The organism is Streptomyces hokutonensis, from assembly GCF_042751305.1.
Taxonomy (GTDB): Bacteria; Actinomycetota; Actinomycetes; order Streptomycetales; family Streptomycetaceae; genus Streptomyces; species Streptomyces hokutonensis_A.
This window is the reverse complement of the sequence record NZ_JBHYWD010000008.1, coordinates 312692-329457: the sequence shown is the minus strand read 5'-3', so window position 1 is coordinate 329457 and position 16766 is coordinate 312692. Positions and strand designations below refer to the sequence as shown.

The 16766-nt window shown below is 69.2% G+C and carries 14 protein-coding genes; 8 read left to right on the top strand and 6 right to left on the bottom strand.

Annotated elements, in window-relative coordinates; translation table 11 throughout:
• Positions 1–98 precede the first annotated feature (98 nt).
• A complete protein-coding gene (locus tag ACFXC1_RS23285) occupies positions 99–2390 on the bottom strand; it encodes a (Fe-S)-binding protein (protein ID WP_381245415.1) in 2292 nt (763 codons plus the stop codon).
• A 213-nt stretch (positions 2391–2603) separates the two neighbouring features.
• Here ACFXC1_RS23285 and ACFXC1_RS23280 point away from each other — a divergent pair, with 213 nt between their 5' ends.
• The 6 genes from ACFXC1_RS23280 to ACFXC1_RS23255 all read left to right on the top strand — a co-directional run bounded on the left by ACFXC1_RS23280 (position 2604) and on the right by ACFXC1_RS23255 (position 9305).
• Complete coding sequence (locus ACFXC1_RS23280) at positions 2604–3626, top strand: MraY family glycosyltransferase (protein WP_381245414.1); 1023 nt, start codon at positions 2604–2606, stop codon at positions 3624–3626.
• Positions 3627–3722: 96 nt separating this feature from the next.
• Positions 3723–5567: a molecular chaperone DnaK gene (dnaK, locus tag ACFXC1_RS23275; RefSeq protein ID WP_381245412.1), complete on the top strand. Its 1845-nt coding sequence runs from the start codon at positions 3723–3725 to the stop codon at positions 5565–5567.
• Positions 5564–6226 (top strand): nucleotide exchange factor GrpE, encoded by a 663-nt coding sequence (grpE, locus tag ACFXC1_RS23270; protein WP_093627720.1) that lies wholly within the window; start codon positions 5564–5566, stop codon positions 6224–6226. The genes dnaK and grpE overlap by 4 nt, the downstream gene beginning before the upstream one ends.
• 48 nt (positions 6227–6274) lie before the next feature.
• Positions 6275–7462, top strand: a complete 1188-nt coding sequence (gene dnaJ / locus ACFXC1_RS23265; RefSeq protein WP_381245411.1) for a molecular chaperone DnaJ — start codon at positions 6275–6277, stop codon at positions 7460–7462.
• Between the two features lie 5 nt (positions 7463–7467).
• A complete protein-coding gene (locus tag ACFXC1_RS23260) occupies positions 7468–7917 on the top strand; it encodes a heat shock protein transcriptional repressor HspR (protein ID WP_019070405.1) in 450 nt (149 codons plus the stop codon).
• 281 nt (positions 7918–8198) lie between these two features.
• Positions 8199–9305 carry a sugar ABC transporter substrate-binding protein gene (locus ACFXC1_RS23255; protein ID WP_381245409.1) on the top strand — a complete coding sequence of 369 codons (1107 nt, stop codon included), beginning with the start codon at positions 8199–8201 and terminating at the stop codon, positions 9303–9305.
• A gap of 87 nt (positions 9306–9392) precedes the next feature.
• On the opposite strand, the gene ACFXC1_RS23250 is transcribed toward ACFXC1_RS23255, so the two are convergent.
• The 3 genes from ACFXC1_RS23250 to ACFXC1_RS23240 are packed head-to-tail and all read right to left on the bottom strand — an operon-like array spanning position 9393 to position 12713.
• Entirely contained in the window at positions 9393–10235 is an 843-nt protein-coding gene (locus tag ACFXC1_RS23250; protein ID WP_381245408.1) for a transglutaminase family protein, read from the bottom strand.
• A 1-nt stretch (position 10236) separates the two neighbouring features.
• A complete protein-coding gene (locus ACFXC1_RS23245; RefSeq protein WP_381245406.1) occupies positions 10237–11169 on the bottom strand; it encodes an alpha-E domain-containing protein in 933 nt (310 codons plus the stop codon).
• Positions 11166–12713 (bottom strand): circularly permuted type 2 ATP-grasp protein, encoded by a 1548-nt coding sequence (locus ACFXC1_RS23240; protein ID WP_381245404.1) that lies wholly within the window; start codon positions 12711–12713, stop codon positions 11166–11168. Before ACFXC1_RS23240 ends, ACFXC1_RS23245 begins: the two co-directional genes overlap by 4 nt.
• A gap of 262 nt (positions 12714–12975) precedes the next feature.
• Here ACFXC1_RS23240 and ACFXC1_RS23235 point away from each other — a divergent pair, with 262 nt between their 5' ends.
• On the top strand, positions 12976–14034 hold the full coding sequence (locus tag ACFXC1_RS23235) for a helix-turn-helix transcriptional regulator (protein WP_381245402.1): 1059 nt from the start codon (positions 12976–12978) through the stop codon (positions 14032–14034).
• Here ACFXC1_RS23235 and ACFXC1_RS23230 read toward each other — a convergent pair.
• Positions 13997–14980 (bottom strand): helix-turn-helix transcriptional regulator, encoded by a 984-nt coding sequence (locus tag ACFXC1_RS23230; RefSeq protein WP_381245400.1) that lies wholly within the window; start codon positions 14978–14980, stop codon positions 13997–13999. The genes ACFXC1_RS23235 and ACFXC1_RS23230 overlap by 38 nt on opposite strands.
• Positions 14977–16014 (bottom strand): helix-turn-helix transcriptional regulator, encoded by a 1038-nt coding sequence (locus ACFXC1_RS23225; protein ID WP_381245399.1) that lies wholly within the window; start codon positions 16012–16014, stop codon positions 14977–14979. Before ACFXC1_RS23225 ends, ACFXC1_RS23230 begins: the two co-directional genes overlap by 4 nt.
• Before the next feature lie 300 nt (positions 16015–16314).
• On the opposite strand from ACFXC1_RS23225, the gene ACFXC1_RS23220 reads away from it, so the two are divergent.
• Positions 16315–16650, top strand: a complete 336-nt coding sequence (locus tag ACFXC1_RS23220; protein ID WP_026178811.1) for a Rieske (2Fe-2S) protein — start codon at positions 16315–16317, stop codon at positions 16648–16650.
• Positions 16651–16766: the final 116 nt, after the last annotated feature.

Genomic DNA, 16766 nt, shown 5'->3' with positions numbered 1-16766 from the left:
ACCCGCGGGGGGGCACAGGGGGGCCCAACTCCCGTCCCCCGCCCCCCCCCCCCCTGGGGGGGGGGGGGGGGGCGTCGTCGTAGCAGAGTGGCCGGCCGTTACTTGACCGGCTGGGGCTCCGGGGCGTTCTCCGGTTCCGCGGTGCCCGCGGGGGGCTCGTCGTCGGCAGGCTTCTTGACCGAGTCCAGGAGGAGCTGGGCCACGTCGACCACCTGGATCGACTCCTTGGCCTTGCCGTCGTTCTTCTTGCCGTTGACCGAGTCGGTGAGCATGACGAGGCAGAAGGGGCACGCCGTCGACACGATGTCCGGGTTGAGCGAAAGGGCCTCGTCCACGCGCTCGTTGTTGATGCGCTTGCCGATGCGCTCTTCCATCCACATGCGGGCGCCGCCCGCGCCGCAGCAGAAGCCGCGCTCCTTGTGGCGGTGCATCTCCTCGTTGCGGAGGCCGGGGACGCTGGCGATGATCTCGCGCGGGGGCGTGTAGATCTTGTTGTGGCGGCCCAGGTAGCACGGGTCGTGGTAGGTGATGATGCCCTCGACCGGCGTCACCGGGATCAACTTGCCCTCGTCGACGAGGTGTTGGAGCAGCTGGGTGTGGTGGATGACCTCGTAGTCGCCGCCGAGCTGCGGGTACTCGTTGCCGATGGTGTTGAGGCAGTGCGGGCAGGTCGCGACGATCTTCTTCGCGGCGCGAGGCTTCGCCGACTCCGGCACCACCTTGCCGTCGTCGTCCAACTCCTCGCCGAACGCCATGTTCAGTGCCATGACGTTCTCCATGCCGAGCTCCTGGAACAGGGGCTCGTTGCCGAGGCGGCGCGCGGAGTCGCCGGTGCACTTCTCGTCGCCGCCCATGATCGCGAACTTGACGCCCGCGATGTGGAGGAGTTCCGCGAAGGCCTTCGTCGTCTTCTTGGCGCGGTCTTCCAGGGCGCCGGCGCAGCCGACCCAGTACAGGTACTCGACCTCGGTGAGGTCCTCGATGTCCTGGCCGACGACCGGGACCTCGAACTCGACCTCCTTGAGCCACTCCAGGCGCTGCTTCTTCGCCAGGCCCCAGGGGTTGCCCTTCTTCTCCAGGTTCTTGAGCATCGTCCCGGCCTCGGACGGGAACGCGGACTCGATCATCACCTGGTAGCGGCGCATGTCGACGATGTGGTCGACGTGCTCGATGTCCACCGGGCACTGCTCGACGCAGGCGCCGCAGGTGGTGCAGGACCACAGGACGTCGGGGTCGATGACGCCGTTGTCCTCGAAGGTGCCGATGAGGGGGCGCTCGGCCTCGGCGAGGGCGGCGGCGGGGACGCCGGCCAGCTGCTCCTCCGTCGCCTTCTCCTCGCCCTCCATGGACTTGCCGCCGCCCGCGAGCAGGTAGGGCGCCTTGGCGTGGGCGTGGTCCCGGAGCGACATGATGAGGAGCTTGGGGGAGAGCGGCTTGCCGGTGTTCCAGGCGGGGCACTGCGACTGGCAGCGGCCGCATTCGGTGCAGGTGGAGAAGTCGAGCAGGCCCTTCCAGGAGAACTGCTCGACCTGGGACACACCGAAGACGTCGTCGTCGCCCGGGTCGGTGAAGTCGATCGGCTTGCCGCCGGAAGTCATGGGCAGCAGCGCGCCCAGCGAGGTGCCACCGTCGGCGTTCCGCTTGAACCAGATGTTCGGGAAGGCCAGGAAGCGGTGCCAGGCGACGCCCATGTCGGTCTTCAGGGCGACCGTGATCATCCAGATGAAGGAGGTCGCGATCTTCACGCCGGCGAAGAGGTAGGTGAGGTTCTGGAGCGTGGAGACGTCCAGGTGCTCCAGGGCCGAGACCACCGGGTACGAGATGAAGAAGGACGCCTCGTACGCGTCGACGTGGTGCTGGGCGCCCTCGAGCGCGTGCAGCATGAAGATGCAGACGCCGACGATGAGGATGACGGCCTCGACGAAGTACGCCTGGCCGAAGTTGGAGCCGGCGAAACGGGACTTGCGGCCCGGCTTGTTCGGCTTGCTGAGCTGGCGGATCACGATCAGGGCGAGGATGCCGAGGATCGTCATGGTGCCGATGAACTCGACGAAGACGTTGTACGGCGCCCATTCGCCGATGACCGGCAGCAGCCAGTCGGCCTTGAAGAGCTGGCCGATGGCGTTGACGATCGTCAGCAGCAGCGAGAAGAAGCCCACCGCCACGAACCAGTGCGCGACCCCGACGACGCCCCAGCGGTTCATCCGGGTGTGGCCGAGGAACTCCTTGGCCACGGTGACGGTCCGCTGGACCGGCTCGTCGGTGCGGGTGCCCGCGGGCACGTTCTGGCCGAGTCGCATGAAGGTGTAGATCTGCAGGACGGCACGGGCGAACAGCGCCACACCGACCACGATCAGAACCAGCGACACGATGATCGCGGCGAGTTGCATTTCAGGGCTCCTCGGGCCTGCGAGGGGTCATTACCGAACCCAGAACATTACTAATCGGTAACTTAATCGGTCCGACCGAGATTACCCCCATTCTCTGTCGCACTGTAGCCAGCCGTGCGGTGATCTATGTCGCTGAGGGTCGCCTTAAAAACCTGTGACGGTCCGATCGTGTTATTCGTACTGAATTGGTACATTTGCGTCTAATTTGGAACCGTGCTCTACGGGATTCTCGCCGCCACGACCGCCCTGCTCCTCTCCGCCCTCCTCGCCGCACTGCTCCGGGTGCCCGCCCTGCGCGCCCGGATCGTCGACCGGCGAAGGCGCACGCGCCCGGTACCGCTGCTCGGGGGACTGGCCGTCGTGACCGCCGTCGCGGCGGTCACCTGGGGGTGCGACTGGACCGGCGTCGCGCCGCTCGGCGGCGACGTCGGCGGCCTGCTGGTCGCCGGGTCCGCCGTGGCCGCGCTCGGGCTCGTCGCCGACGTCTGGCGGCTCAAGACGCGGGTCCTGCTGCTCGGTACGGCGGTGGCGGCGGCCTGTGTCGTGCCGTACGGGGAGCTCGGGGTGGCCGGCGGGCTGCTGGCGGCGGCCTGGATCGTGTTCGTCGCGGCCGCCTTCAAGGGGCTCGACCACGCCGACGGGCTCGCCGGGACCGTGGGGGTGGTCACCGCCTTCGGGGTGGGGGCCTGTGCCGCGATGGAAGTGATGGACGGGCTCGCGGTGTTGCTGAGTGTGCTGGCCGCCGCGCTCACCGGGTTCCTGATGCACAACTGGCATCCCGCGCGGATCGCGCTCGGCGCCTGCGGGTCGCTGTTCACGGGCTTCGTGCTCGCCTCGGCGGCCGTGGTCACCCGCGCCGGACACGATCTGGCGTCCAGCGCGGGCGTGCTGTTCGCGCTCACCGCCCTCGCGAGCGCCGACGCCGTCCTGGTGCTGCTGTCGCGGCGGCTGGCCGGGCGGGCGCTGCTGCGGGGCGGCCCGGACCATCTCGCCCACCGGCTGCGGAGGTTGGGGCTCACTCCGCAGGGGGCGGTGGTGCTCCTCGGGATCGGGGGGTTCTCCGGGGTGCTCGTCGGAGTGCTCGTGCACAACGGGTGGGCGGGTGAATCCGCCGTGATGTGGGTGGCGGGCGGGGCCCTGGTCGTCGTATTCGGACTGCTTAAAGTCGCTGTCTACAGGGGGCGGCGTCCGGTGTCTTCGCAGGTCAGAGCTCAGTTGCGTGTAAGGAACGGATAAGAGTTGAGTCTGCTCGACTCAGCTCTGTTGACCCAGCGATGAGTGTGGTGCACACTTGAGTCCGTTCCACTCAAGTCATTGCTGGAGGAATCAACCATGGCACGTGCGGTCGGCATCGACCTGGGCACGACTAACTCCGTCGTCAGCGTTCTTGAAGGCGGCGAGCCCACCGTCATCACCAACGCAGAGGGCGCCAGGACCACGCCGTCCGTCGTCGCCTTCGCCAAGAACGGCGAAGTGCTCGTCGGCGAGGTCGCCAAGCGCCAGGCGGTCACGAACGTTGACCGGACCATCCGCTCCGTGAAGCGCCACATGGGCACGGACTGGAAGATCGAGCTCGACGGGAAGCACTTCAACCCGCAGCAGATGAGCGCCTTCATCCTGCAGAAGCTGAAGCGCGACGCCGAGGCCTACCTGGGCGAGAAGGTCACGGACGCGGTCATCACCGTCCCGGCCTACTTCAACGACTCCGAGCGCCAGGCGACGAAGGAGGCCGGCGAGATCGCGGGCCTGAACGTCCTGCGCATCGTGAACGAGCCGACGGCCGCCGCGCTGGCGTACGGGCTCGACAAGGACGACCAGACGATCCTCGTCTTCGACCTCGGCGGCGGCACCTTCGACGTGTCCCTCCTGGAGATCGGTGACGGCGTCGTCGAGGTGAAGGCCACCAACGGCGACAACCACCTCGGTGGTGACGACTGGGACCAGCGGGTCGTCGACTACCTGGTGAAGCAGTTCGCCGCGGGCCACGGCGTGGACCTGGGCAAGGACAAGATGGCCCTGCAGCGTCTGCGCGAGGCCGCCGAGAAGGCCAAGATCGAGCTGTCCAGCTCCACCGAGACCTCGATCAACCTGCCCTACATCACGGCCTCCGCCGAGGGCCCGCTGCACCTGGACGAGAAGCTCACCCGCGCCCAGTTCCAGCAGCTGACGGCCGACCTGCTGGAGCGCTGCAAGACGCCGTTCCACAACGTCATCAAGGACGCCGGCATCTCCATCAACGAGATCGACCACGTCGTCCTCGTCGGTGGCTCCACCCGGATGCCCGCCGTCGCCGAGCTGGTGCGCGAGCTGACCGGCGGCAAGGACGCCAACAAGGGCGTCAACCCGGACGAGGTCGTCGCCATCGGCGCCTCCCTCCAGGCCGGTGTCCTCAAGGGCGAGGTCAAGGACGTCCTGCTCCTCGACGTCACCCCGCTGTCCCTCGGTATCGAGACCAAGGGCGGCATCATGACCAAGCTGATCGAGCGGAACACGACGATCCCGACCAAGCGGTCCGAGATCTTCACCACCGCCGAGGACAACCAGCCCTCCGTGCAGATCCAGGTCTACCAGGGCGAGCGCGAGATCGCGGCATACAACAAGAAGCTCGGGATGTTCGAGCTGACCGGTCTGCCGCCGGCCCCGCGCGGTGTCCCGCAGATCGAGGTCTCCTTCGACATCGACGCCAACGGCATCATGCACGTGACCGCGAAGGACCTCGGCACGGGCAAGGAGCAGAAGATGACCGTCACCGGCGGCTCCTCGCTGCCGAAGGATGAGGTCGACCGGATGCGCCAGGAGGCCGAGCAGTACGCGGACGAGGACCACCGCCGCCGCGAGGCCGCCGAGTCCCGCAACCAGGGCGAGCAGCTCGTCTACCAGACGGAGAAGTTCCTCAAGGACAACGAGGACAAGGTCCCCGGCGAGGTCAAGACCGAGGTCGAGGCCGCCGTCGAGGAGCTGAAGGCCGCGCTCAAGGGCGAGGACACCGCCGAGATCCGCACCGCCACCGAGAAGGTCGCCGCGGTCTCGCAGAAGGTCGGCCAGGCCATGTACGCCGACGCCCAGGCCACGCAGGCCGCGGGCGGCGACGCCCCCGGTGCCGAGGCTCCCCGGGCCGACGACGACGTGGTGGACGCCGAGATCGTGGACGACGAGCGCAAGGACGGTGCCGCGTGACGGAGGAGACCCCGGGCTTCGAAGAGAAGCCCGACGTCCCCTCCGGCGCCACCCCCGACGACGCCGAGCCGCAGGCCGCCGCCTCCTCCTCCCAGGGAGAGGGGGCGGCCCCGGCCGGGGACGCATCAAGTGCACAGATCGCCGGTCTGACGGCCCAGTTGGACCAGGTGCGCAAGGCGCTCGAAGAGCGCACGGCGGACCTCCAGCGGCTCCAGGCCGAGTTCCAGAACTACCGCCGCCGGGTCGAGCGGGACCGGGTCACGGTCAAGGAGATCGCCGTCGCGAACCTCCTGACCGAGCTGATGCCCACGCTCGACGACATCGGCCGCGCGCGGGAACACGGGGAACTCGTCGGCGGTTTCAAGTCCGTGGCGGAGTCACTGGAGACCGTCGCCGCGAAGATGGGACTGCAGCAGTTCGGCAAGGAGGGCGAGCCCTTCGACCCGACGATCCACGAGGCCCTCATGCACTCGTACGCGCCGGACGTCACCGAGACGACCTGCGTGGCGATCCTGCAGCCCGGGTATCGCATCGGCGAGCGCACCATCCGCCCCGCGCGGGTGGCAGTCGCCGAACCGCAGCCCGGTGCGCAGGCGGTCAAGGCCGAGGACGAGTCCGAGGCCGGCGACGAGAAGGACAACGGCCCTGAGGAGGGCTGACGCACACACCGGGCGGGCAGACACCGGGCGGAAGGAGGGACGTCGAGGATGAGCACCAAGGACTTCATCGAGAAGGACTACTACAAGGTCCTCGGCGTGCCGAAGGACGCCACCGAGGCCGAGATCAAGAAGGCGTACCGCAAGCTCGCCCGCGAGTTCCACCCGGACGCCAACAAGGGCAACGCCAAGGCCGAGGAGCGCTTCAAGGAGATCTCCGAGGCCAACGACATCCTCGGTGACCCCAAGAAGCGCAAGGAGTACGACGACGCCCGCGCGCTGTTCGGCAACGGCGGCTTCCGCCCGGGGCCGGGCGGCGCGGGCGCCGGCAACTTCAACTTCGACCTGGGCGACCTCTTCGGAGGCGGCGCGCAGGGCGGCGGCGCCGGGGGTGCCGGCGGATTCGGCGGCGGGATCGGGGACGTGTTCGGCGGCTTGTTCAACCGGGGCGGCGCCGGTACGACCCGGACCCAGCCAAGGCGCGGCCAGGACATCGAGTCCGAGGTCACGCTCAGCTTCACGGAGGCCATCGAAGGGGCCACGGTGCCGCTGCGGATGTCCTCGCAGCAGCCCTGCAAGGCCTGTTCGGGCACCGGCGACAAGAACGGCACACCGCGCGTGTGCCCGACCTGCGTCGGCACCGGCCAGGTGGCGCGCGGCTCCGGCGGCGGCTTCTCGCTCACGGACCCGTGCCCGGACTGCAAGGGCCGGGGCCTGATCGCCGAGCACCCGTGCGCCGAGTGCAAGGGCAGCGGGCGCGCCAAGTCGTCTCGGACCATGCAGGTCCGGATCCCCGCGGGGGTCACCGACGGCCAGCGCATCCGGCTGCGCGGCAAGGGCGCACCGGGTGAACGGGGCGGTCCCGCGGGCGACTTGTACGTCATGGTGCATGTCGACGCGCATCCGGTGTTCGGCCGCAAGGACGACAACCTCACGGTGACGGTCCCGGTGACGTTCGCCGAGGCGGCGCTGGGCGGCGAGGTCAGGGTGCCCACCCTGGGCGGGCCCCCGGTGACGCTGAAGCTGCCGCCGGGCACGCCCAACGGCCGTACGATGCGGGCCCGCGGCAAGGGCGCCTTCCGCAAGGACGGCACCCGGGGTGACCTCCTCGTGACCGTGGAGGTGAGTGTCCCCAAGGACGTCACGGGGAATGCTCGTGACGCACTCGAGGCGTACAGAGAGGCGACCGCGGGCGAGGACCCGCGGGCGGAGCTGTTCCAGGCCGCGAAGGGAGCATGACAGAGATGGACGGCCGTCGACGCAACCCGTACGAGCTGACCGAGGAGACCCCGGTCTACGTCATCTCGGTGGCGGCCCAGCTCTCCGGACTGCACCCGCAGACGCTGCGCCAGTACGACCGCCTCGGCCTGGTCTCCCCGGACCGCACGGCCGGGCGCGGCCGGCGCTACTCGGCCCGCGACATCGAACTGCTGCGCACCGTCCAGCAGTTGTCGCAGACCGAGGGCATCAACCTGGCAGGCATCAAGCGCATCATCGAGCTGGAGAACCAGGTCGTGGCGCTCCAGCAGCGCGTCGCCGAACTCCAGGCGGCGGTCGACGGAGCGGCGGCGGCGATCCAGCAGCGCGAGGCCGCCGTGCACGCCTCCTACCGCCGGGACCTGGTCCCGTACCAGGAGGTCCAGCAGACCAGCGCGCTGGTGGTGTGGCGGCCGAAGCGTCAGTCCTCGGACTGACGCGCAGGCACCTCGCACAGGGGCCCGGAGGTTCACCCGCCTCCGGGCCCCTGTCCGGTTGTGCGATCTTTGCCGTTTCCTGGACTCCCTTTGAGTGGAGGGTCGGTAAAGAGCGTTTGGATGGGATTCCGCAACGTCTCCACATACCAAACGGAACGTGGTGTTGCCATCTCGTTAAGTAGTTCCGCTTGACGTCGACGGCCGCAGCCGCGTTGGCTTTTCAGTCACCTGGGTTGCAATGCTGCGCCCACGTCCGGACGGCACCAGAAGTGAGCTCACCAATGCGTCGTATCGCCATATCCGTGGCCGCGTCCTCGCTGGCCCTGCCCCTGGCCGCCTGTGGCGTGCTCTCCTCGTCGGGGAGCAGCTCGGACGCCACCCCGGCCAAGGGCAACGACATCACGGTGGGCGTCCTGATGCCGGAGAAGACGAACACTCGGTACGCCGAGTTCGACTACCCGATCATCAAGTCCACGGTGAGTGAACTCACCAACAAGAAGGGCAAGGCCGAGTACCAGAACGCCGGCGGTGTCGCGAGCGTCCAGGACAAGCAGATGCAGAAGATGATCGACGAGAAGGTCGACGTCATCGTGCTCGACGCCGTCGACTCGCATCTCATCCTGACCATGGTGAAGAAGGCCAAGGAGGCCGGTATCCCGGTCATCGCCTACGACCGCCTGGCCGAGGGGCCGATCGACGCGTACGTCTCCTTCGACGGCGAACTGGTCGGCGAGGTGCAGGGCCGCTCCCTGGTCGAGGCGCTGGGCAGCAACGTGGACACCTCCGACAAGGTCGTCATGATCAACGGCTCGCCGACCGACCCCAACGCCGGGGTGTTCAAGGCGGGGGCGCTGTCCGAGCTGCAGGGCAAGGTGACGGTCGCCGCGAGCTACAACACCGACAAGTGGGACCCGGACCTGGCCAAGAAGGAGATGACCGAGGCGATCGGCAAGCTCGGCAAGGACAACATCGCCGCGGTGTACTCCGCCAACGACGCGATGGCCGGCGGCATCATCGACGCCCTGAAGGCGGCGGGCGTGTCGAAGATGCCGCCCGTCACCGGCCAGGACGCCGAACTCACCGCCGTGCAGCGGATCGTGACCGGCGAGCAGTACATGAGCGTCTACAAGCCCTACCCCGACCTCGCCGAGGCCGCCGCGAAGATCGCCGTCGCCGAGGTGCAGGGCAGGGACATCGAGTTCGACGCCCTCACCCGCGACTCGGTGGACAGCCCCACCAACAAGAAGATCCCCGCGCAGCTGGTGTCCGTGGTCGCGCTGACGAGGGACAACATCAAGACGACGGTGGTCGCGGACGGGATCTACAAGATCTCCGACATCTGCACCAGCAAGTACAAGTCGGCTTGCGCGGCGGCGGGGCTGAAGTAGGGCGGGGCCGGTCGGCGGCGTCGACGGCGGGGTGGTGCGGACCGGGCCCGTGCCCGTGAACCGCCACTCGACCCCGCCGCCGTCCGCTCAGGCCACCCGCGTGAACTCCACCGTCACCTCGGGAGGTCCGCCCGCCACCCCCCGGTAGATCCCCTTGTGCGGAGTCACGTCGTCGTAGTCGCGCCCCCGCCCCACCACCACATGGGACTCGTCGGGCCGCGTCCGGTTCGTCGGGTCGTAGCCGCACCAGTCGCCCGCCCAGTACTCGATCCAGGCGTGGCTCTGCCCGGCCACCGGGCGGTGCAGCTCCGCCTCCCGCTCGGGGTGGAGATAGCCGGAGACGTAGCGCGTGGGCAGTCCGAGGCCCCGCAGCAGCGCGATGGTGACGTGCGCGATGTCCTGGCAGACGCCGGCGCCCTGTTCCCAGGCCTCGGCGGCGGAGGTGTTCACTCCGGTGACGCCGGGGAGGTAGGCCACCCGGTCGGCGACGAGCGCGGAGACGGCGACCGCGGTCTCGTGCGGATCGAGTCCTACGGCCGCCTTGCGCGCCTTCTTCAGCAGCTTGGGCGGGACCGTCGTACGGACGGTGGGGCCGATGAACTCCAACAGGCGGGAGTTCGTGGTCCGTTCGGTGACCTCCTGCCAGGTGGGGGAGGGGCCGAGCGCGTCCGGCGGGGAGGTCTCGACCAGGCTCGACGCGGTGATCGTGAGGTCGGCGTGCGGGTCCATGAGGTCGAAGCCGGTGACCTGGGTGCCCCAGTAGTCCCAGTACGACCAGGTGGGGGTCGTGGGGTTCACGGTCACGCGTGCGTCCAGTGTCGTCTGGCCGGGGAGCGTCAGCGGGGTCATCCGCACCTCGTTGTGGGAGGAGACGGCCGCCTGGGCGTACGACACGCGGGTGGTGTGGCGGATGCGAAGCCTACGGGTCATCTCAGGCTCCTTCCTGGGCCCACTCGACGGGCCCCTGGTACGGGAAGAACAGTTCCGCGACGGCCTCCGCCGAGGCCATGCAGGCGTGCTGCAAGTCCTTGAGGAGGGCGGGGAGTTGTTCTTCCAGGGCGTGCGAGTCCAGGTATTCGAGGCGGGTGCGGAGGCGGCCGATGGGGCGGCGCGCGGGGTCCTGGCGGGGGCGGCCGAGCGCCGTGAGGCACTCCTCGGCCGTCGTCAGCGCGTGCAGCGCCGAGCGCGGGAAGTCCCGGTCCAGGAGCAGGAATTCGGCCACGCGCGGGGTGTCGCCGAAGCCGCCGTAGACGCGCGCGTACGCCTCGTCGGCGCCCGAGGCGCTCAGCAGCGTCGGCCAGTCGGGCGCGTGCGCCGCGTCCAGCACCCGTACCGACAGCAGTCGTACGGTCATGTCCACCCGTTCCAGGCTGCGGCCGAGGACGACGAAACGCCAGCTGTCGTCGCGGCTCATCGTGGAGTCGGCGAGGCCGAAGAACAACGCGGCGCGCCTGCGCACGAGTTCGAGATAGGCGTAGGGGCCGGTACGGCGGGCCGCGAGGCGCTGGTCGGCCAGGGCGTGCCAGGTGGAGTTGAGGCACTCCCACATCTCGGACGAGACCGCCTCGCGGGCGCTGCGGGCGTTCAGCCGGGCCGCGCCCAGGGCGCCTTCGATGGAACACGTCGAGCGGGCGTCGAAGGCGAGCTGGTCCAACACCTGCTGCATGTCGACGCGTTCACCGCCCGCGTCGACCCCGAGGATCGCGTACAGCGACCGGCAGGCCACGTCCTCGTCGCGCCAGGGGTCCTCCAGCATGCGGTGGAGATAGGCGTCGAGGATGCGTCCGGTGGTGTCGGCGCGCTCGACGTAGCGGCCGGTCCAGGTCAGGGCCTCGGCTATCCGGGAGAGGATCACGTCGTTCACTGCTGCTGCGCCCCTTCCTGTACGACCGTGGGATTGCCGTCGGGGCCGAGCTGGCGGGGTGCCACCTCGGGCAGTTCGCCGTCCGGGGTGACTGGCTCGGGATGCTCGGCGGGGCCCTCGGCGAGCACCCAGGTGTCCTTGGAGCCGCCGCCCTGGCTGGAGTTGACGATCAGGTTGCCCTCCTGGAGGGCAACGCGGGTGAGGCCGCCGGGGAGGACCCAGACGTCGGTGCCGTCGTTGACGGCGAACGGGCGCAGGTCGATGTGGCGGGGTGCCATGCGTTCGCCCGCGAGGGTGGGGGAGGTGGAGAGGGCGACGGGGCGCTGGGCGATCCAGCCGCGCGGGTCGGCGGCGACGGCTTTGCGAGTGCGTTCGATGGTCTTCGCGTCCGCCTTGGGGCCGATGACGATGCCCATGCCGCCGGCGCCGTCGACCGGCTTGACGACCAGGTGCTCGATCTGGTCCAGGACCGCCTCCAACTGGCCCGGCTCGTCGGGCCGGTACGACTCCACGTTGGGGAGAATCGGTTCCTCGGAGAGGTAGTAGCGGATGAGGTCGGGGACGTAGGTGTAGAGGAGTTTGTCGTCCGCGATGCCGTTGCCGACCGCGTTCGCGAGTGTGACGTTCCCGGCCTGGGCGGCGTTCATGATGCCCGGGCAGCCGATCACCGAGTCGGGGCGGAAGTGCAGCGGGTCGAGGAAGTCGTCGTCGAGGCGCCGGTATACGACATGGACGGGCACCTCGCCGCGGGTGGTCCGCATCCACACGCGGTTGTTGCGGCAGGCCAGGTCGTGGCCCTCCACCAGCTGCACGCCCATCAGCCGTGCGAGCAGGGCGTGTTCGAAGTAGGCGGCGTTGCTCGGGCCCGGGGTGAGGACCACGACCCTCGGGTCCGTCGTGCCGGCCGGCGCGGCGGCCCGCAGTGCGGCGAGGAGCCGTCCCGCGTAGCCGTCGACGGGGACCACGTGCTGCTCGGCGAAGAGCGACGGGAAGATCCGGGTCATCGCTCTGCGGTTCTCGATGACGTACGAAACCCCGCTGGGGACCCGCACGTTGTCCTCCAGGACCCGGAAGTCGCCGACCTCGTCCCGTACGAGGTCGATGCCGGCGACGTGGATGCGTACTCCGCCCGGTGGCTCGACCCCTTGCGCGGCCCGATGGAAATGAGCCGAGTTGAGGAGCAGCCGCCAGGGCACCACACCGTCCTCGAAGGCGCGGCAGTGCGAGTAGGCGTCGGAGAGGTAGGCCTCCAGAGCTCGCACCCGTTGCGCCACCCCGCGCTGGATGAGGTCCCACTCCAGCGCGTCGATGATCCTCGGCACCAGGTCCAGTGGCCAGGGCCGTTCCTCGCCCGCGAAGGCGTAGGTGACCCCTCGGTCGGTGAACGCGCGGGCCATCTGGTCCGCGCGGAAGCGCAGTTCACTCGGCTCGATCGGCTGGAGTGCCGCCAGTACCGGCTCGTAGGCGGTTCTGACCTCACCCGGCCGCACAAACATCTCGTCCCACGCATCGGCCAATGCGTATGCGTCAAATATGTCCGCCATGAGGGGACGTTAAGTGCGGTTCGTAACACGGCGATCTCTGAGTGATTTCCGGCAGCTCACGCGGAAAGTGATACGGCCAAGCGGCCGGCGGCCGAGGCCAGGTACCCCCCAGCTTGTTGCAAGGTAACGCGCGGAGGTGGGGAGATAGTGAGCGATATCGGTGGTTTTCGGGGCTCGTTCGAGCGGGAGCCGTGTTGCGGAGCAGGTCGGGTCCGCGCATAGTGGCGCTGCAAAGAGCCGGGAACCGGGGGTGGGATGGGCAATGACCGGGCACGGGACGGACGCGCATCCGCACGGTGCTGACCGGCTCTGCGACGCCGGGGATCTCGTGTACTCGCGGGCCGTTCGGCGGGGCCGGGTACCGCGCACGGACGCCGAGCCGGTGCCGTGTCTGCTGGAGCTCGCCCTCCTCCACCCCGACCCCGACGACATGGACTGGCTGGTGCCGACCTCCCCGCAGGAGGTCATGACCCGGCTGGTGCGCGGGGTCTACGACGAGGTCAGCGAGAGCCACCGGCGGGTGGGTTCGGCCGTCGAGGCCTTCGAGTGGTACGCCGGTCTGGGCCGCCGTATCGAGGCGTCCGCGCCGGCGTCGGGGGCCCTGGAGGGCGCCGCGATCCGCGTCCTGGACGGGCTCGCCCGCATCCAGGCGGCGATGGACGACGCGACCGAGGCCTGCACCGGCGAGGTCCTCACCGTCCAGCCCGGCGGCATCCGCCGCGAACCCGAACTCACCGAGGGCCTGCACCGCGCCCTGGCCCTGCGCTCGCGCGGGGTACGGATGCGCGACCTGTACACCCATGTCGCCCGGCACGGCCAAGGCCTGCTGAACTACCTGGAGTTGATGGGCGACGCGGTCGAGGCGCGGACGCTGGACGAGGTCGTGGACCGCTTGATCCTGTTCGACCGGACGGTCGCCTTCATCCCCGCCAACGCCGACCACACCATGGCGCTCGAACTGCGCCACCCGGCGCTCATCGACTACTTCGTCACCGTCTTCGACCGCCTGTGGCGCCTCGCCATCCCCGTCGCCGCGCCCCTGCCCGACACCGGCATCGAGGGCATCTCCCACCGCGAACAGTCCATCGCCGCCCTGCTCGCGGAGGGCCACCAGGACGCGGTGATCGCGGAACGGCTCGGCATAAGCGTCCGCACCTGCCGGGCCCACATCGCCCGCCTGTCGGAGACACTCGGCGCGGCCAGCCGTACCCAACTGGGCGTCCGTATCGCCCAGGTGGGCCTGGACGGCGCCGCGTCACGCGTGCCGGACGTTCCGGCGCAGCTCACTCACGCTGATCAAGAATCCCCGACCGCCCTATGAGGTAGCCGAGTTGGGCGCGGCTCCCGCTGCCCAGGGTGGCGGCGAGTTTGGCGATGTGGACGCGGGCGGTACGGATGTTCATGCCGAGGCGGTTGGCGACGACGGCGTCGGTGTGGCCTTCCACGAGGAGCCCGGCGATGGCGCGCTGGCGGGCCGTGATGCCGTTGAGGGTGGGCTGCCGGACCGCTTCGGGGTACATGGGGGTGGCCAGGTGCCAGAGGCGGTCGAAGGTGGTGACGAAGTAGTCGATCAGCGCGGGGTGGCGGACTTCGAGGGCCCTCGTGCGGTCCGCGTTGGCGGGGATGAAGGCGACCGTGCGGTCGATGACGATGAGCCGCTCGGTGACCTCGTCCAGGGTGCGGGCCGCCGCGTCGCCCCGCAGTTGCTCGTAGCGGGACAGGGCGAGCGGGCTGTAGCGCTGGGTGTGCTGGTAGAGGGTGCGGATACGGCCGCCGCGGTCCAGCAGGGCCTGGTCGCGGACGAGGGCGATGGCCTCGGCTTCGTGGGTGAGCCGGCTGTCGCGGTTGGCGCCGGGCTGGATGGCGAGCAGTTCGTCCGTGGCGGCCGCCATGGCCTCGGAGATGGCCTGGTTGATGTGTTCCTTGTCGCCGAGGACCGTGATCGTCGGGCTGCCCGTGGCCGCCGTACGGGAGCCGTCGAGCCGTAGCAGCGGTGCGAAGACGGTCTCCAGGCGCTCCTCGCGCCGCCGCTCGTCCGCGATGCGCTCCGCCGAACTCCGGAGCAGCCGGTGGAGTACGGAAGCGGGTGCGACCGGTTGCAGGCACTGGGGGTCCGCGACGTCGGGATGCAGCAACCCGAGGTCGACCAGGCACGGCGTGCTCTTTGCGTCCTCGGCCGGCACCTGCCCCTCGCGCAGTGCGCGGGTGTACAGGCTCAGCCCCTCCGCGCACAGCTCCTCCACTCCGTGCGTGTGCGCCTCGGTCACGGGCCGCCGTCTCCCTCCCGCGTCGGTTCGTCCTGCTGCAGGATTCCCGACTGGGCTATGAGGAAGCCGAGCTGGGCGCGGCTGCCGCTGCCCAGGGCCGTGGCGAGCTTGGCGATGTGGGCCCGGCAGGTCCGTACGTTCATGCCGAGCCGGCGGGCGATCGCCTCGTCGACATGGCCCTCGACGAGGAGCTTGGCGATGGAGTGCTGGATGTCGGTGATGCCGTCGGGGGCGGTCTCGTAGGGGCTGCCGGCGCTCAGCGGGACCGCGCGGCTCCACATGAACTCGAAGACCTTGATCAGGTAGCTGACGAGGCCGGGGTGGCGCAGCTCCAGGGCGACCTGCCGGTCGTCGCGGATGGGGATGAAGGCGACGGTCTCGTCACAGATGACGAGGCGTTCGACCAGCTCGTCGATGGTGCGGTACTCGACCTTGCCGTTGGCGAACTGGTCCACGTAGGCCAGCCGCTCCGGGATGTAGCGGGCGGTGTGCTGGTACAGGGTCCGGATGCGTACGCCGCGGTCGGTGAGGGTCTTGTCGCGCTCCAGGCCCTCCATGATCCGGCGCTCGGGATGGCGGACGCTCGGCTGGACCGTCAGTACTTCGTTGCGGCACTGGTCGGTGGCCAGGTCGAGGGCCGAGTTGATGCGGTCGAGGCCCTCCAGCACGGTGATCGAGTGCTCGGGGGACGAGCCCTGGGCGGTGAGCATCATGAACGGCTCGAAGATCTCGGCGAGTTCCATGGAGGTACGCCTGCGCTCGGAGATCTCGCGCTCGAGCGGGTTGAGCCGCAGGGACAGCGCCACCGAGGGGGGCACCGGCCGGAGCCACTTCTCGTCGTCGGGGTCCGCGTGCAGGAGGGCGAACTCCATCAGGCAGGGAGCCGACTCCACATCCGCGCGGGCGACGCGTCCTGTGCGCAGAGCGTTGGCATATACCCGCCTTCCTTCCTCACACAGTTCAGCGATCGTGTGGGGATGTGTCGCTTCTGTCGGATTTGTCGTCAAATCTCCACCCCCCAGGGTCCTGAACATGCAGGAACATGATGCACTCATTGTGTGGTCATGACGTGCCTGAATGAGCCATCGTCTTATCAGACGGGGGAAGAGGGGACCTTCAAGTGAGGACGAAGCCAACTATGCGTAAGAGAATGCTTCGCTCGGTGCTTGTCGCCGCCTTCTCCGCCGTTGTGGCCTTCGGAACGCTGAGTGGCCTCTCTGGTGCGAAGAGCGACACGCGAGCCGGAGACACCCAGTGGTCGACGATACGGGCCGACGGGGCCGTCAGTGACGAAATCGTCGTGGCCCTGCCTGGCGACACCCAGTGGTCCTGACATGACGACACCTCCTGACGACCGGTCCTTCCGACGCGAGATGGCCACGGCCTACCGCTCCGGCTGGCACTTCATCGATCTGGCCACCGCCATCCCCCACAGCGGTGACTCGCTCATGGTGACAGTGTTCGGCGAGCCGGTGGTGGTGACCCGCGACGAGGACGAGGACGTACGGGCGTACCGGTGTCTGCGGCGGCCCCGGGGGGCGCCGCAGCCGGTGCGGTGTGCCATCAGGTACGGAATGATCTTTGTGAATCTTGACCAGCGAGACCACCGGCTGGTGGAAACGGATGCCCCCGACGTCCAGACCATCTCAGCCACCCCCCGCAGTGCCTGACGCGATTCCCCCGTCGTAACAGATCGCTCAGGTGCTTCCCCCCGCAGCGGGGGGGGGGGTGGGGGGGGGAGTGGGAGGGGGGGGGGGGGGCCGGGGGGGGAGGAGTTAGAAGTAGT

Excerpts from the sequence above, each read along its gene's own strand:
- ACFXC1_RS23285 (WP_381245415.1), bottom strand. The coding sequence starts at position 2,390 with ATGCAACTCGCCGCGATCATCGTGTCGCTGGTTCTGATCGTGGTCGGT.
- dnaK (WP_381245412.1), top strand. The coding sequence starts at position 3,723 with ATGGCACGTGCGGTCGGCATCGACCTGGGCACGACTAACTCCGTCGTC.
- dnaJ (WP_381245411.1), top strand. The coding sequence starts at position 6,275 with ATGAGCACCAAGGACTTCATCGAGAAGGACTACTACAAGGTCCTCGGC.
- ACFXC1_RS23260 (WP_019070405.1), top strand. The coding sequence starts at position 7,468 with ATGGACGGCCGTCGACGCAACCCGTACGAGCTGACCGAGGAGACCCCG.
- ACFXC1_RS23255 (WP_381245409.1), top strand. The coding sequence starts at position 8,199 with ATGCGTCGTATCGCCATATCCGTGGCCGCGTCCTCGCTGGCCCTGCCC.
- ACFXC1_RS23250 (WP_381245408.1), bottom strand. The coding sequence starts at position 10,235 with ATGACCCGTAGGCTTCGCATCCGCCACACCACCCGCGTGTCGTACGCC.
- ACFXC1_RS23240 (WP_381245404.1), bottom strand. The coding sequence starts at position 12,713 with ATGGCGGACATATTTGACGCATACGCATTGGCCGATGCGTGGGACGAG.
- ACFXC1_RS23235 (WP_381245402.1), top strand. The coding sequence starts at position 12,976 with ATGACCGGGCACGGGACGGACGCGCATCCGCACGGTGCTGACCGGCTC.
- ACFXC1_RS23225 (WP_381245399.1), bottom strand. The coding sequence starts at position 16,014 with ATGTTCAGGACCCTGGGGGGTGGAGATTTGACGACAAATCCGACAGAA.
- ACFXC1_RS23220 (WP_026178811.1), top strand. The coding sequence starts at position 16,315 with ATGACGACACCTCCTGACGACCGGTCCTTCCGACGCGAGATGGCCACG.